Origin of the sequence: Sphingomonas sp. CFBP 13733 (genome assembly GCF_014841795.1) — a bacterium.
GTDB classification, from domain to species: Bacteria; Pseudomonadota; Alphaproteobacteria; order Sphingomonadales; family Sphingomonadaceae; genus Sphingomonas; species Sphingomonas aerolata.
Genome location: NZ_JACYUP010000001.1, coordinates 505,471 through 520,002, shown reverse-complemented (window position 1 = coordinate 520,002; position 14,532 = coordinate 505,471). Strand labels below are relative to the sequence as shown.

The following is a 14,532-nucleotide window of genomic DNA, read 5'->3' as shown; positions in this document are numbered from 1 at the left end:
TTGCTGCCCGCCGATCCGTCTGCTCACTGGTGGCTTACGCGCCTGCGGCCACCGGCTCGCCCCAGCGGACGGCCGTCAGGTACGCGACCGCGGTCGCGCGGCGACGACGCCAGTTGATGGTGCGCTCGGCGCGCAGGCCGACCAGGTTGTTCTGCCACAGCGAGACCAGCTGCGTGCCGGTCCCGGCGAGGCCGTCCTGCTGGAGGGCGCTATCCTTCATCTCGAGCGACGCTTCACGGCTCATGTCGACCGCGATATCGCCCTCGTCGGCCTCGTAGATGTCGGCCGCGTTGACAAGAGCTACGGTCTGTCCGGCATATTCCGACACGATGACCGGCAGGCCCTCGAAGGTCCCGCCGAGCATGGTCATGCCGGGGAATTCCTTCTGCCCAAGAGCATTGTTCATCATCGACAGGCCAAGGGCATTGGTCGCCGACATGATCCAGACGCCGGTCGTTAGCGAGTTGTTTGCTGCGATGAACGCCGCCATCGCTGCGCGCGCATCGGCGCGCACTGCATCAGCATCACGGCCGGACGATGCCACCGCGGTTGCGTCGTGCGTGACCGATGCCGGGCGGACGGTATCGATACCGGCGTTGGTCGGATCGATGAACGCCAGATCCTGCGTCTCGACCAGCGCGGCCTTCAGCGCGTCGCGAACGATCGCCTCCGAACTCGGGTTCGAACTGCGCACGTTCTCCTCGGTCAGCACGGCGATGTTGGCGACCTTCAGGCGGCCAAGCACGCTGCGCGTGAAGTCGAACGACGTCAGCGGCTTCGGCTTGCCTTCGCCGACCCAATAGCCCTTGCCGCCGCCGGTCTGAAGGATGACGGGCTCATCGAAGCCGATCTTCCGCAGCGACGGAGTGATGCCGGTGCCGAACTTGCCGAGGATCGTCGCCGGGCGGAGGAACTCGGCGAAGTCGACGAACGCCGCGCCTTCAGGGCTGTGCAGGGCCGCTGCCCAGCTGCCAGGCTGGTTCGAACCGGCCGCGACGGTTGCCTTGATGGTCCCGACGACGTCGCTGTCCGGACCGTACATGCGCTCGGCGATGGTCATCACGGGCTCGTTATCGAGCCGCGAGACGGCGCGGGCCTTGGCATAGCGCGCGAAGGCGATGCCGGGAGCGAGCTTCGGCTGCGCCTTGACCTGGGTCAGGCCGCCGCGCTGCGCGGCTGCGGCCGAGGGGTCGCGCACGTCCTCGATCGGCTTTGCCGTCTTGGCGATGGTACGCTCGGCGGTGCGCAGCCGATCGAGGTGCTTGTCGATCGCGACGACGTCGGCGGAATGGCCGTCATATTCCTCCGACTGCGCAGCGTCGAGGGTGGCGCCATCGGTGGCGGCCTTGGTCATGATAGCGTCCATGGCACCGACGACCGAGGCGCGCTTGGCCTCGTACGCCGTGATTTGCTCTGCGAATTTGGTCACTTCAGATCCTTCGAATGGTGTTGATGACGAATGGCTTCGCCCGATCGCGGGCGGGGTTATCCAGCTTCACCACGCGAACCGATTTGCCGACCGCGGCAGGTTCTGGGTTGGCGGGAATCTCGGGGTCGGGAACGCCGGCTTCCTTGCGCAGGGCGGCGTCGATCGACTTGATCTGGCTGATGATGGCATCGCTGTTCGCGGGGATCGTGACCGCGGACAGCTCGTAAACCTCGGTCTCCGTGTATCGGATGCCACCGTTGTCCATGTAGCTGTACTCGATCGGCCGGAAGCCGATGCTGACCGCACGGACCAGGCCGAGCTTGATCGAGTGCCACGCCTCGTCGAGGCGGTCCTTCAGCGTGCCGGGCTCATCCAGCTTGGCGACCGTGGCCTCGAACACGATCCCCTTGGCGGTCGGCTTCTCGAAGGTCACACTGCCGATCGGCTGGTCATGCTTATGCTGCCACAGCAGGGAGATCGGATTGGCGAACTTGACGCCGAGCGGCTCGATGATGTCGCCGACGCGATCAACGCTGGGCGACGTAGCGATGCCCCGGATAATGCGGGCGTCGTCGTCAGCCGACTTGATGGTCAGCACGCTGAATGCGCGGTTCTGCATGATTGAGCCTTTCAGAGGAACATGACCTGCAGACCGGCGCCTGCGGCTTCCGGGTTGCGGGTCATCAGCATCACCGCGTTGAAGGCGGCGACGAGGGGATCGATCTTCGCCTTGCCGGCGATCTGCTTGGTGATCAGGACGGCGTTGCCGCGCTGCTCCGCTTTCGCGTTACCGACGCACCACGCCATCAGCTCCTGATTGCCATGGACAAGCGTGCCGTCTTTCAGCTTGCGTTCCGTGCCCCACACGGCGCCGGAGAGGCGAAAGCCTTGACTGACGGCTAACATCTGCTCAGCGGAGAAGCCGCGCCCGGATAGCTCGTCGACCAGTGCCGTTACCCCTTGGGGATCGAGCCCGATGGCCGCTTCCTCGGGAAACAGGCCCGCGTCCTTCACGCGCTCGAGCAGATCGGCGACGTCGACGAGATCCTGCGTCGGAGTGACGCATTTCACGAGCGTGCCATGCCCGATGAAGTCGTTCAGGCGGCTCGCAATATCCTTGCGCCGATCGAAAACGTCCTGTTGCGCCCAGGCCCGGCACCAAAGCAGCCACTGCTTTGTGACCTTGTGCCGGCCAAGCAGCGCAAGGCCGAGAAGATCGTCGAGGCCGCCACCGTCGCCACCGGCGACGATCACCTCGCAGACCTCGAGCAAATGCTCGAAGGTGCCGTCCCAAAGCGCCGCCGGTGCAGCCGCGCCCTCCCAATAGGTAGCGCCGATCCACGCATCGTGGCGCAGGCCGACACCGATCTCCACGTTCAAATGCTTGGCGTAGAAGACCTGCTTGGTGCCGTCCTCAGCGTTGGCGACCTTGCGGAACTGGCTTTCGAGCCATTGCTGGCTGACCGACCTCCCGATGTTGGGGTTGGTGATGTAGAAGTTCGCCGGGTCGAGGTGCTCGTCCGCGGCGATCATATCCTCCGGGAACTCGTAGAGCACCGGCAGAAACTCGGGGTCGTCGACCACGCCGTCGCGGACGTCGCGGGCATAGGCCAACTTCTCTTTGAACACGCCAGCGGGCGGTTCGTCGGACTGCGTCGTCAGGTAGAGAGTGTATCCCTCCGGCCGCGACACCTGGCCGCCCGAGGCCTCGCGAAACATGGCATCCGCCGTGGCCTTCTTGCCGAAGAGCCAGAGCTCGTCGACCAGCACCCGGCTGGCCTTCTTACCCGACACAGTCGCGCTGTCCGCCGCCACCACCTTGAGCGTCGCCTTCGTGACGCGGTTGGTGATCAGCCTGATATGCTCCTGGATATGCAGGAGATCGCCGAGCTCCTCGTCGGCGCGGATCATGTCGCAGGCTGGCTTGAAGCTGTTGCCGGCCACCTCGATGGTCGGCGCGAGGATCAGGTTCTCGTCGGACGGGCGCCAGCCGCAGATCAGCTCGGTGAGCATGATGCCCGCGGCGATCGTCGACTTGGTGTTCTTCTTCGAGACCAGCAGCAGACCCTCGCGGACCATCTGCTGCCCCGTATCGGGGTTATAGGCGCCGAAGATCGCCGCGGCGAAGTCCAGCAGCCATGTGTCCGCGCTCTCGCCGATCGTCCATGTGCGCCCCGTCGCCGGGTTGATGCCGAGGTCGGCAATGCTCAGCGAGGAGAAGACCTCCATCTTGGCTTCGGTCGAAGCCGGGAACAGCGGCGAGAACGGGATCAGGGTGCCGCGCGCTCGGATCCGGGCCTTCCAGTCCGGCAGCGCCGTCGACCAGGTCGGCACCCTAGCTCACAGCTTTCAGCGTTGGCGGACCCATGGCGCCAAATCGGCGGCCTATCGCGTTCGCGCGCTCTTGGGTCTCTTCCTTCTTGCCCTTCTTTTCGTCACCAGGCTTGCCATGCACATAAGGTGCTGCCGCCTGTGCCATCTGGGCGCGGAATTTCAGATCTTCGGCTGCATCGTTCATGACCGACAGCATGAATTCAAGAGGAGTCTGGTCCTTCGACTTGGCAGCGGACGAACCAGGCTTCTTCAGAACGGGATCAGCTTTAGCCCCTCGATCTTTGCGCGGGCGACCAGCGCCCGGGCGTGCTCCCCCTCTAGGCATGAAACGTCCCTCAAAGACTGAGCCTTAGCTGGTCGCCGACGCCTAAATGCGTCTTGCGGGCGTTGCATATCCAATGCGCACACTGGACATTCGCGCGCGTGTGGGCGCCGCCTAAGGCAATTGGTTGAATATGGTCGAGGCTGCCCGAATGATGATCAGGAAACTTCAGCAGCTTGCTGACCGGCTTCCGGCATATCCCGCACAACCAGCCGTCGCGCTCGAATATCTCACGGCTTGAAAACCGCTCGTGCGGCCGGCTTCTTATTTCAGCCCGCCGCTTATGCCGTGAATGGCGAATGCTATCGGCTCGGGTCTCCCAGACTTTGCGTTCAGGAAACCGACGACAGGCAATTGAGCAATAGCCAGCTATCCGGCCGTATCGGGGAGCGTACATCTCGCCGCAGGTCAGGCAGCAGATGAGAGTGATCCTATTCCGCTTGCCTGTCGCCCTGCAATCATCCGAGCAAAATTTGCGTCGGCTCCCAGAACCCGATGTGACGTACGAGAAACTTTGGCTGCACACGCGGCAGGTTGCCGTGATCGAGCGCTCGGCACGGATAATTTGCACCAGGCACCTTTGAATAAATAATCAAACAGACAAAAGTAAAATGCGCGTGAGAGCCTATGGGGTCCAGCAGGGCGTGCCCTGCCGATGGTTCGACCCTCCCCCCCGGGGGTGGGGCGGCGTGGTCAGTGTCGTTGGGCGCGCTCAGCGCGCTGCTTGCGGCTGTTGTGGCAGGGAGCGCACAGGCACTGCAGGTTGCGCTCGTCCCAGAAGAGGACCTCATCGCCGTGATGCTGCCGCTTGTGGTCGACGACAAGCTGCGACGTGTCAGCAGTCATAAAGCCGCACCCGGGCCACTGGCAGGTGAACATGTCGCGGGTCAGAATGACCATGCGCAACGCCCGCCAGCGCGCCGTCTTGTAGAGCTTGCGCCAAGGCGCGTGCAGCATGCGGTCCTCGTCGCGGGTGCGCTCGATAGGCGGCAAAGAACCAAGCCCGGGCCGCAGGGATGTGAGGCGGCTGGGTAAAGCTTTGAGCTTGCTCATCAGTAACTACGTGCTTGGAAAACGTGCAATATATACTGAGTCAGTTTGCGACTCGGGGGCACAAGATGAAAGAAATGGAACGCTTTGCGGCTCAGGGCGATAGCGGAGGACGGTACACCGTCATACGATGGATTAACATGACTAGGTTTCACGACCTCGACAGCGGCATCATTACGCATCGAGAGAGCACTGTGTACCAGCTTCTTGACGGCACGCATGTAAACATCAAGGGACCCGGCATCTTCGAGATTTGGGATACCGAAGAGCGAATTTGGGAAGTCCTGGATAGCCCACTTCTGAAGATACAAGGATCCGCCTCGGCTAAAGATTCCGACGCCGATCTGCTCATCGTTTAATGGCAGCATCGCCCATTCCTCGCGAGGAAGTTGAACGAGCGGTGGCAGCGGATCACAAGCAGCGACATATGCACTCTCGCTCCGTAACTAATTAGCGCCCACGTACGGCGGCCCGCAGGTCGATTGCTGCCTGCTCTGCTTGGTCGATCAAGCGCTCACTGCGCCCCTGATGGCGCGACCCGCTCGACATCTCCTCGGCGATCCGCAGCACGGGTATGCCGATAGCTTCTACATGGTCAGCGGTGGTGAAGCTGAAGGCGCCTCGCGCCGCTCCTCCCATTCCGCACCTCATCTCACGCTCAATTACTTGGCGCCGTCAAATCACCGAGATTCTGCGCGCAAGCGCGCCTGTGCGCCCTGTGCCCTCGCGGCGCAGGCTTTAAAAATTCCCAGCGCGGCGGTTCCAGCGACAGCCGGCTGAGACTTGAGGGCTGCAGCAACAGTTGCGGGAACTCGTCCATCCAGCCGCCCCATATAGAACGCCGCCGTCAAATTCGCGACCTTCCGCGTTGGCTCGTTCTCGGCCTGCTCGCCGACGGCACTGGTTACAACCAGGCACCGGACATCGTCGTTAACCGTCTGCGCGTGCGCCGGAGCGGCAACTAAGATGGATGCGAGAACCAGACTGACGACGTTCTTCATACAAAGTTCCTGAGCGTAGTGGGCCTACAAGCTTAGGCCACATCAACGCACAAAGTAACGTCGCATCTGACCACACCGTGGGACAATCGCTCGGAGCATGGCCCCTGCGTGAGGGGATGAGCGTGGCTAGCCAACGCGCTCTCGAAGATTCTGCGCCAGTTGCTCGACATCCTCGATAAGCGGATTGCTGCGACCAAGATGACGCGATGGGCTGCGCACATTTCTGGAAACCGAGATAGCCGCGAGACGATCGCCTCGGCATGGTCAGCTGCGGTGAGCCGCAATTGCGGTGCGGCCATCTAGACCTTCACATACAGCAAGAGCCGCAACCCTTGCGGGCGCGGCTCTAACACCTGGTCATCTGCGTACGATGCGGGGGTGATGCCGTCAACTGCTTTTACGAACTGTTCATTGTCGTTCTTCTATCGAGTTGACCTCGCTCAGGATTTACAACAGTCTTTGCGCCTCGGCCTGGGGAGGCCGAACAGAGGGGTTACAATAATGAAGACGATTCTCGGGGCGCTCGTGTGTGCCCTCACGTTTGCTGCGCCTGCAGCGATTGCTCAAACGGCGCCCGTAGCGGCAACAGCGACCACGATGAGCACGCTGCGTGCTGGCGTATCAGTCCCGCTCAAAATGGCTGAAGCACTTACGACCAAGGGCAAAAAGCTTAAGGTCGGGCAACGCTTCCAGCTTGAGACTGCCGAGCCAGTGCTGGTTGACGGCAATGTCGTCATCCCAGCAGGCAGCCCTGCTGTTGGCGAAATTACCGAGGTTCGTAATAAGGGCATGTGGGGCAAGTCTGGCCGTATTGGTGCCCGGGTGCTCTATGTCCGTGCGAACGGACGCCAGATCCGCATGACGGGCAGCCTTGACGATAAGGGTACGACAGGGACCGCAGGCGTAGTCGGAGCGGTTGCGCTTCTGCCAGTCGCAGGTTTCTTCATGACCGGCACGAGCGCCGAAATTGCATTGGGCTCGCCAGTGACCGCTTTTGTCGATGAAGACGTTTCAGTGGCAATCGCTCCAGCGGCTGCGCCGATGGTCGTAGCTCCGGTTGCTGCAGTACCAGTTCAGTCCGGCGTGCCGATCAAGAACTAACAACAGTATTTCCCCGGCGCGTGCACCGCGCCGGGGAAATATTCATCCGCTCTCTAAAGCAGACGCTCTTTCATCGCGATAATGTCAGCGACAAACTGAACCGTGGTGCGTGCGGCAGCCACTTGATCGTTTCTGCAGTCCGTCAGGGCGGAACCAGCAAAACCAGCGGTCTCATCGAATCGACATACGTTCTCGAACACGTCCCACCACTTGGCGGGTACATAGCCCTTGATCCGCTTCAGATCGTCGAGGGCTTCCTGTTCTGACCATCCGTTGCCCTGCCCAGCGCCGGGGATGCGCGCGAGATTCATGACGAGCGCCTTCCCACCCAGGCGGGACCATAGTGTCTCGCAGTGGTCGATCGCGGCAACCTGACTATCGGACAGCAGCTTGGCAGCCTTCCATCGCGCTACCGGCGTGCCGCCTCGGTTAATCAGCGTGTGCTCGGTCACAACGCGGCCCGCATCCCGCAGCGGCACGTCCACGATAGCGTGCATGCCGCGCGCGATCTGAATCGCCGGGGCGCCAATCGCCTCTCCCTTAGCCGTCACTGCCTCAGCCATACGCTGCGCCAGCGTCTTCGGCTGCCGCTTGATCTTCGTGCTTGCCTTTGCTGCACGCCCCATCGTCTCAACCCTCGCTCTTATAGGTATGTGTCATGCTGCCATCTGCTCGTCACAGGACTCGCCGGGATCGATGCCGAAGAGGCGGATGTAATCAGCCCGGGTCGGCTTGCGGCTGGGCGCGCCGGAGGCGCCTGGCACTGATACCGGCCGCGATGCGTCGCGAACCGGGCCCGCACCGCGACCTATCTTGAAGCGCTCGATTATCTCGGCCGCCTCTGCCGGCGTGCAGCGGGCAGGCTCGGGCAGCGCGGGCGTTTGAACGCCGACAGCCGGCGTGGCCAGCCGCCGGCGACGAGCCCAAGCCTCGCTGATCTCAGCCATGATGGCAGGAACAACCTTCGACGGGTGGTCAGCCTTCTGCATCGCTGCTTCTGCACCGCGCTGAAGCAGGCCAATCGGGATGCCGTCGAGCGCGATCCGGGCAGCTTCGAACCAGGTGTCTTGGCTGTCCTCGTCCATGCCCACTGGCGCGACGAGCTGGAGGCATGGGAGCAGAGTCGTGATGAACGCGTCATCAGACGCCGGCTCCAGGTCCCGATAGTCCGCGGCGCGCCTTGAATCGCTCGGCCGCATCGACCGTGCGACCGTGACCGCTCCGCGACTGCCCGTTTCCGCCCACACGTCCGTTGCCTGATCGTTGTCCATCTCGGTTATCCTGTTCGATTATCCAGTTGCTCCACGCCTTCTGCCAGTCGGCTTTCCGGCCCAGCCCGTCCTTGTCGGCGGCGTTCGCGGCCCAATTCCGGAAGCTTTCGAGTGCGCGCAGACTCCAATCCTTGCCCCGTCGATCGACGATTGCTCGAGCAACGGTGTCGTCTGCGAACCGAACCGGCGCCCAATCTTCTGGAAGGCGGAACGGTTTGATCTTCACGGCCTGCACCCGCCCGCGCCTCGAAGGAGGCGAAGCCTCCAGAGAGGTTATGGTTCTTGATGGTTTGTCCGAAGCGGCTTCGGGGGTCAGCGCTGTTCGCTTCGGGGGTGAAGCGGCTTCGGGGTGAAGCGGCTTCGGGGGCGAAACTGCTTCGGGGGTTGGGTGCACGATGTACCGACATCCGCGCCCTGCGATTTCCTGCCGGCTCATGTGGCCGCTAGCTACGAGGGATTTGATGGCAGCCTGGACGGTGCGGTCGCTCTTGCTGCACTTCGCAGCCAAGGTTGCCATCGAGGGCCAGCAGAGGCCTTCGTCGTTGGCGCAATCGGCCAACGCGAGAAGGACGATCTTCTCGCTGTCTGGCAGTGTCACGCTCCACACCGCGGTCATGATCCGGACGCTCATCGGCGGTTCTGCTCGGCCATGGCGCGCAGGGCGCGAAGCTCAGTGGCGATCGAATGCACGCCGTTGGCGACCCGGATCAGCTGCCAGATCGCATACAGCACCGCGAAGACGGCGAAGAGGGGGTCGGTGCCGTCCATTATGCGTCGGCCTCGGCGCGCAGCTTGGCGGCATGCTCGATAATCAGGGCGGCGCGCGCGTCGAGTGCGTCAGCCGCCGCACGGAGATCGTCACACGAGATCCCGCGCTCGGCGCCGGTCTTCGCGCGCAGGCTGCGGGGTTCGATGTTCATCGCCTCCGCGAGCGCCGCGGCGCTGCCCAGCAGCACGCCAGCCTTCATCAGCCCGGCCATCCGCGGCACCGACAGCATGTGCGACGTGTGAGCCGCTTTGGCGGCTCGCTTAGATGCCAATCGCTTGGCCGCGTCGGCCGCCTCCTGCTGACGCCGGAGATCGCCGCGCACGCGCATGACCGCGTCAAGATCTTCGACGGTGGAGAGGTGAGCCGGTTTAGCGGTGCACGTTAGGGTGTCGGCCTGCATGTCAGAGCACCCCCGACGAAATGCCGCCGAGCGTATAAGCCGGGCCGCCGGTGCGGGTGTCAGGAGCGGCTACGAGCTGGGCGCCGGCAGCGATGCGGGCCATCTGGCGCTCGAACGGCGTCATGTCTGCCTCGATGATGCGGCGGGCCTCGGCGGCACCCAGGGCGGCCCGCGCGCTGGCGTACTCAGCTCGGCGGGCGGGCGGGCACCAGTTTAGCGCCGCGCGCTGCCTGGCATACGGCGTCGGCATCGGCTTCCCGGCGATCAGATCGAGCACGACCCGCTTGGCGTCAGCGGCGCGGCGGCCGCGGCGCTTCAGGTCACGGTACTTCTCGCGCCACTCAGGCGGGCACCAGGCGAGCACAGTTGCCGATCGCGCCGCGCCCGCCGCGATCCGCTGATCTTTCGTGATCTTGTCGTTCGCCGCGCGCAGCGTCGCGGTCATCCGGTGCCCGTGCTGGCGGCGCTGTTCCCGCACTTCAGGGCTGATGTGTCGATTCATGTTGGCGCAGCGCGCGGCATGCGCGGCACGATATTCTGGATCCGCGAACCGCCGGGCGATGCCCTGGCGCCGCTTCTCGGCGGCGACCGGGTCGGCATTGTTGTGGCGGGTCGCGCAGGACTTGCAGCGCCCGGTCAAATTCCTCGCCCCGAGCTCGGTCGGGCAGTCCATGCAGGTGCGCGTCATGCCGCGAACTCCAGGTCAATGATGTAGGGGGCCGATGCGGGCTGATGATCGCAGCCGAGGTCGGCGCGAATCCCGCAGCGGAAACAGGGGGTGCGATCGAGCACCGGCGGCAGGGGTTCGCGCCGCTCGGCCCGGGCGATTGCCTCAGCGCGGTCCGTCTCCCTCTTGGAGCCATCCGGAGCCTTGCTGGCGCGGATCGTTGCGCCCAGCTCGGGAATGAGAATCGCACGCGAGAACGGCGTGGTGGTCACCACGATCTTATCCGCCGCGATGAGGTCAGCCAGAGCCTTCTGCGGGATCGAGGAGGATCGCACCCCGAGCAGCGCCGCCAAGGCGAGGTTCGTCGGACAGCGGGCACCTGCGCGCGCGGCGCGCAGCAGCGCATCGTAGACGACGTCGCGGGACTGCGCAGCGGTGCGGCGGGGCTTCGTCATTATGCCGAGGTCTTCCAATCGAGGAAGAACAGCGCGGGCGGACCTTGATGACCGTGCTCCCAGACGAACCATGCGAAGGCGATGACCCCATGGCCTTCGCCTTCGCCGGCAAGCTTGCCGCGGCCCATCGGCACACGCCGCGACATGATGTAGACGCGGGCAAGCGGTGTGCTCGGGAACCACTTGCCCCGCTCGACGCCTTCCAGGAACGCGAGGCGAAGGAACATCACGACCTTGCCCGTGGTGAGCATCAGCGCGCGGTCGATGAACTGGAGGGCATCGCGGAACGGCGGGTTCGTGAAGATGTTCAGCGCGCGCGCCTGCCACTGCATCAGGAAGTCGAGCTCGCCCTCGCCATAGCCGCGATCGATCAGGTCGGTGCTGACGACGGTATAGCCGGCGGCAGTCAGCGCATCGGAGATTGCGCCATCGCCGCATGCAGGCTCCCAGATCGCCCCGTCGAATTTTTCGACCTCAAGCAGCGCGCGCGTCGCCGCGGGCCACGTCGGATAGAAGTCATGCGTCTCGCGGTTCACCGGGTCATCGGTCTGCGCACGCGAGAATGCCTTGCCACCCGCCACCGAAGGCGACGTGTCAGGCACACGTGCAAACTCGCTCGCAGAACCGGGCTCAACCGGCACTGCGCTATTGAGCGCGTCCATAGTCATCTCCGTTGCGGGGTTTTCCGTGTAATATTCGTCAGTTATTCGTCGACCGCGTCCGACAGCTGGGCGATGACAGCGCGGGCGCGCGTCTTCAGCTTGGCTGCCTCGACGTGATCAATCTTGCCATCCGACCGTGCGACGCAGACCTCGGCGACGAGGCCCGATGCAGCGGCAGCGATTCCGTCCCAGCAGGCTTCCGAGTGCTCGATCGGCGTGAAGCGCGCGTCGCCCGGCTCGGTCAGCATGTTCATCGCTTCACGAGGCAGGAACTTGCGGAGCACGAGGGCGACGTGGAGGGGCATGGCCGCACCGTTGGCGTAGCTCTTGAGAGTGCTCTCGGGGATCCCGGTACGCACCGACAGCGCGGCGCGCGTCATCGGCGTGCCCGGCCCGACGAACATCGAGAACATCATCACCTGACGTTCCGCGACTTCCTGAGCAATTCGCGACTCAGCGGACATGATGCTGTCCCGCGTCACGCGTAGAAGACTGAGCATGAAGCTCGAAGCCCTCCATGTTGCCAGCGCCCATCCAGGACAGCTCGTCGCCGTACTCAGCCGGGTCACCGACGCGGCCGCTCGCCGTGTTCATGATGATGGAAACGAGGACCATCCACGCGGCGCCCAGCATGTAGCCGGTGCCGATCTGGCGGACGGATTGGCCCATCACAGCCGCGGCGATCAGCGCGATCAGCAGCCCAACAACAACGATCAGTCCAAGCTTACGCATCAGGCAGCCTTTCGATCAGGGGAGGCGGTCGCGACGACGATCGCGGAAATTTCAGAAAACTCGGGCTCGACCACCCGGAAGCCGGCGACGGCCTTGCCATTGTCGAGCATGATGAATGACGGCGTCGCAGCGACGCGCGCGGCCAGCTCGAAGGGGAGGGTGAGCAGCACCTATGCTGCTTCCTTCTGTTCGGCCGTCGCGACGTGGTTTGCCATGAAGGCGCGGATCTTCGCATCGGTCTCCGGCCAAACCCGGCGTCCGCCGCGTATGTCACGGACGAAATGCGGGTCCTTCATTGCAAGCCTGCCGAATGTGATCGGCGACATGCCATGCAACACGACGAACTCGTCGATGGCGTCGAGCAGCGAGGGGGCGTCATTTTGCATATTCAGCAACGTACAGTAGGGCGCGCCCTACAGTCAAGCCATTGCGGTAGGGAGAAACCTAGCCTTTTCGAGATTGCGACCATGTGGGAGGAACCCTACATGTCTACGCCCGACCGTACGCCTTTGCAGATCGAGCTTGCTGACGCGATTGCGCGCTCCGGAAGCACGCGCGATCACTATGATGGCCTTCTGCAAAAAGCGTTGCAAACCTCGGGCAAGCCCCTGTGGGACATCGAACGCGGCAAGACGAAGAAGCCCGGCCCCAAGACGCTACGCGCTATTGAAAAGGTGCTGCGATACGAAACTGATTATTTGGTCGATTTGGTGCACCCGCGCGACGAGGCTAAACCTTCGAAAGGCCCGGGGCAAACTCCCGTACAGATAGCAGATCAGCCTGTCGTGCGATCGGCCGACGCCGGGGAGACGGCGGATATCATTCGGTTAGACCTTTCGCTGCCGATGGGGCCTGGCGCTACCGTTGAAGACTACGTCGAACATGAGCCCCTTCGGTTCGACCTAGCATATATTCAGTCGTTCACTCGGACACCGATGCACCGCCTACGTATCGCGATGGGAGTAGGAGACAGTATGTTTCCGACGCTGGTCTCAAACGATTTGGTGTGGATCGACACCACGCAGAACCAGCTGGTTCATGCGGACAGGATTTATGCTGCTTCGATAAACGGTGGTGCCGCGATCAAGCGACTCAGGCCGATCGCTGGTGGGGCTCGGGTGCTCGTGATCTCCGATAACAAGACGATCGATTCCTACGAGGTGGACGCGAACGAGGTGAAAATCTGGGGTCGGGTCATTCGGTTCGCGAGAGACCTTTAAGCAAATAGGGGGCGGCTTGGACGACTTATTGCTGGCAGTAGATGACAAGCGCGACCTAGTAGCGCTCTACTTCGCCCTTGAACCCGACCAGCTGGTAGACCTCGAAGTCGCCGCTGCTACGGCTATCGAATGGGCGAGGGGCATGAAGGCTGCGGCGGCCGCGATGGACCCTAGGTACGAGTATCGTGTCAGCTTCGTTGTTGCAGAGCCAGGGTCGTCGAAGTGGTTCGCCCGCCTAGAACGAACACGGCAGGCAATTGAAGCGTCGGCTCTCAACCAAGCCGCCGAACGAGTTTTAAGGGGGTGGAAAAGCGTGCCGTTGCTACTGCGGACTGTGGCAGCGCTCGCGATCGTCGTTCCGACGACGGCAAAACCGACGTACGAGTATTGGTTTGCCGGCGAGTCGTTCAGTGAGGAGCAGATTAAGCAGATTGGCGAAGTGATGCGAAAGGTTCAGGCGGAGCCCACCGTACGCGTTCAACGGCAGCGAGTGTATCAAACAGCACAGCGCGATCGGCATATCACGGGCCTCGGGGCGGGGATCGCCTCCAGCCCAGACTGGAAGCCCAAGCACGTCGTTAGATCAGACCAATTTGTTATCGAGGATGGCCTGTTTGAACTTCAGGTGCCGGATGCACATGAGCGGACTATCTACCAAAACCTTGACGTCGTACTCGTGACGCCGAGACTTCAGAATGCCCAACTATCATGGGAATTTCGCCAAGAGGGCATTCCAGGCAACTTTCGCGCCCAGATGAAAGACAAGGACTTCCTGGCCGCTCTCGACCGGGAGGGCGTGAGGGAAACCTTACGATCCAACATCCCTATGGCGATTCAACTGGAGATCAAGCAGCGCCTTATAGACGGCGAATGGAAAGTAGCTCGCCGTGGACGATCCGTCGTCAAGGTTCTTTCGCCACGCGTCGGCTAGGAGGACTGCTCCCCCCGAGGACCCAACCCGCTACTGTCAGCCCTACCAGCGCAAGGCAGCCTACTATGAAAGTCACGCCAGGCGACAACCGCCAGAAGGCCATGTAGCTGATGATCGTCGTGAGCGTTACCGCCAAGCCACTCAACCAAGCGCGTCGCGAGCGTCGTGCTCCTGTTGGTCGGCGCTGT

General features: G+C 63.0%; 23 protein-coding genes. 4 read left to right on the top strand and 19 right to left on the bottom strand.

Features of this window, described 5'->3' with window-relative positions; all coding sequences use genetic code 11:
- Positions 1-34: 34 nt before the first annotated feature.
- The 6 genes from IFT71_RS02175 to IFT71_RS02150 form a co-directional block, all read right to left on the bottom strand.
- Positions 35-1,429, bottom strand: coding sequence for a phage major capsid protein (locus IFT71_RS02175; RefSeq protein WP_192070234.1), 1,395 nt, complete (start codon positions 1,427-1,429; stop codon positions 35-37).
- A 1-nt stretch (position 1,430) separates the two neighbouring features.
- Entirely contained in the window at positions 1,431-2,048 is a 618-nt protein-coding gene (locus tag IFT71_RS02170; protein WP_192138969.1) for an HK97 family phage prohead protease, read from the bottom strand.
- An 11-nt stretch (positions 2,049-2,059) separates the two neighbouring features.
- Positions 2,060-3,763, bottom strand: a complete 1,704-nt coding sequence (locus IFT71_RS02165; RefSeq protein WP_192070232.1) for a terminase TerL endonuclease subunit — start codon at positions 3,761-3,763, stop codon at positions 2,060-2,062.
- Between the two features lies 1 nt (position 3,764).
- Entirely contained in the window at positions 3,765-3,947 is a 183-nt protein-coding gene (locus IFT71_RS02160; protein ID WP_192138968.1) for a hypothetical protein, read from the bottom strand.
- Positions 3,948-4,098: 151 nt separating this feature from the next.
- Positions 4,099-4,482 carry an HNH endonuclease gene (locus IFT71_RS21975; RefSeq protein WP_446740667.1) on the bottom strand — a complete coding sequence of 128 codons (384 nt, stop codon included), beginning with the start codon at positions 4,480-4,482 and terminating at the stop codon, positions 4,099-4,101.
- A 296-nt stretch (positions 4,483-4,778) separates the two neighbouring features.
- Positions 4,779-5,138, bottom strand: a complete 360-nt coding sequence (locus IFT71_RS02150; protein WP_192070229.1) for an HNH endonuclease — start codon at positions 5,136-5,138, stop codon at positions 4,779-4,781.
- A 65-nt stretch (positions 5,139-5,203) separates the two neighbouring features.
- On the opposite strand from IFT71_RS02150, the gene IFT71_RS02145 reads away from it, so the two are divergent.
- Positions 5,204-5,494 carry a hypothetical protein gene (locus tag IFT71_RS02145; RefSeq protein WP_192070228.1) on the top strand — a complete coding sequence of 97 codons (291 nt, stop codon included), beginning with the start codon at positions 5,204-5,206 and terminating at the stop codon, positions 5,492-5,494.
- Positions 5,495-5,815: 321 nt separating this feature from the next.
- On the opposite strand, the gene IFT71_RS02140 is transcribed toward IFT71_RS02145, so the two are convergent.
- Positions 5,816-6,136 carry a hypothetical protein gene (locus IFT71_RS02140; protein WP_128082055.1) on the bottom strand — a complete coding sequence of 107 codons (321 nt, stop codon included), beginning with the start codon at positions 6,134-6,136 and terminating at the stop codon, positions 5,816-5,818.
- A 501-nt stretch (positions 6,137-6,637) separates the two neighbouring features.
- Between IFT71_RS02140 and IFT71_RS02135 the strand changes: the two genes are divergently transcribed.
- Complete coding sequence (locus IFT71_RS02135; protein ID WP_197975985.1) at positions 6,638-7,237, top strand: hypothetical protein; 600 nt, start codon at positions 6,638-6,640, stop codon at positions 7,235-7,237.
- Between the two features lie 53 nt (positions 7,238-7,290).
- Here IFT71_RS02135 and IFT71_RS02130 read toward each other — a convergent pair whose 3' ends face one another.
- Genes IFT71_RS02130 through IFT71_RS02075 form a run of 12 tightly spaced genes read right to left on the bottom strand, consistent with a single transcriptional unit; the run spans position 7,291 to position 12,579 of the window.
- Complete coding sequence (locus IFT71_RS02130) at positions 7,291-7,863, bottom strand: hypothetical protein (RefSeq protein WP_192070227.1); 573 nt, start codon at positions 7,861-7,863, stop codon at positions 7,291-7,293.
- Positions 7,864-7,893: 30 nt separating this feature from the next.
- Complete coding sequence (locus IFT71_RS02125) at positions 7,894-8,322, bottom strand: hypothetical protein (RefSeq protein ID WP_192070226.1); 429 nt, start codon at positions 8,320-8,322, stop codon at positions 7,894-7,896.
- 55 nt (positions 8,323-8,377) lie between these two features.
- Entirely contained in the window at positions 8,378-9,139 is a 762-nt protein-coding gene (locus tag IFT71_RS02120) for a helix-turn-helix domain-containing protein (RefSeq protein ID WP_192070225.1), read from the bottom strand.
- Complete coding sequence (locus IFT71_RS02115; protein WP_192070224.1) at positions 9,136-9,276, bottom strand: hypothetical protein; 141 nt, start codon at positions 9,274-9,276, stop codon at positions 9,136-9,138. Before IFT71_RS02115 ends, IFT71_RS02120 begins: the two co-directional genes overlap by 4 nt.
- Positions 9,276-9,677, bottom strand: a complete 402-nt coding sequence (locus tag IFT71_RS02110) for a hypothetical protein (RefSeq protein ID WP_192138967.1) — start codon at positions 9,675-9,677, stop codon at positions 9,276-9,278. Before IFT71_RS02110 ends, IFT71_RS02115 begins: the two co-directional genes overlap by 1 nt.
- Before the next feature lies 1 nt (position 9,678).
- Positions 9,679-10,365 (bottom strand): hypothetical protein, encoded by a 687-nt coding sequence (locus tag IFT71_RS02105; RefSeq protein WP_192070222.1) that lies wholly within the window; start codon positions 10,363-10,365, stop codon positions 9,679-9,681.
- Positions 10,362-10,799, bottom strand: coding sequence for a hypothetical protein (locus IFT71_RS02100; RefSeq protein WP_192070221.1), 438 nt, complete (start codon positions 10,797-10,799; stop codon positions 10,362-10,364). The genes IFT71_RS02105 and IFT71_RS02100 overlap by 4 nt, the downstream gene beginning before the upstream one ends.
- On the bottom strand, positions 10,799-11,461 hold the full coding sequence (locus tag IFT71_RS02095) for a hypothetical protein (RefSeq protein WP_192138966.1): 663 nt from the start codon (positions 11,459-11,461) through the stop codon (positions 10,799-10,801). Before IFT71_RS02095 ends, IFT71_RS02100 begins: the two co-directional genes overlap by 1 nt.
- Positions 11,462-11,502: 41 nt before the next feature.
- Positions 11,503-11,925: a hypothetical protein gene (locus IFT71_RS02090; protein WP_192070219.1), complete on the bottom strand. Its 423-nt coding sequence runs from the start codon at positions 11,923-11,925 to the stop codon at positions 11,503-11,505.
- Positions 11,915-12,193 (bottom strand): hypothetical protein, encoded by a 279-nt coding sequence (locus IFT71_RS02085; RefSeq protein WP_192070218.1) that lies wholly within the window; start codon positions 12,191-12,193, stop codon positions 11,915-11,917. Before IFT71_RS02085 ends, IFT71_RS02090 begins: the two co-directional genes overlap by 11 nt.
- A complete protein-coding gene (locus tag IFT71_RS02080) occupies positions 12,193-12,363 on the bottom strand; it encodes a hypothetical protein (RefSeq protein ID WP_192070217.1) in 171 nt (56 codons plus the stop codon). The genes IFT71_RS02085 and IFT71_RS02080 overlap by 1 nt, the downstream gene beginning before the upstream one ends.
- Positions 12,364-12,579 (bottom strand): hypothetical protein, encoded by a 216-nt coding sequence (locus IFT71_RS02075; protein ID WP_192070569.1) that lies wholly within the window; start codon positions 12,577-12,579, stop codon positions 12,364-12,366.
- 99 nt (positions 12,580-12,678) lie between these two features.
- Between IFT71_RS02075 and IFT71_RS02070 the strand changes: the two genes are divergently transcribed.
- Together IFT71_RS02070 and IFT71_RS02065 are read left to right on the top strand one after the other, a co-directional pair.
- A complete protein-coding gene (locus tag IFT71_RS02070; protein ID WP_192070216.1) occupies positions 12,679-13,413 on the top strand; it encodes a S24 family peptidase in 735 nt (244 codons plus the stop codon).
- Positions 13,414-13,429: 16 nt separating this feature from the next.
- Complete coding sequence (locus IFT71_RS02065; RefSeq protein ID WP_192070215.1) at positions 13,430-14,344, top strand: hypothetical protein; 915 nt, start codon at positions 13,430-13,432, stop codon at positions 14,342-14,344.
- Positions 14,345-14,532 lie beyond the last annotated feature (188 nt).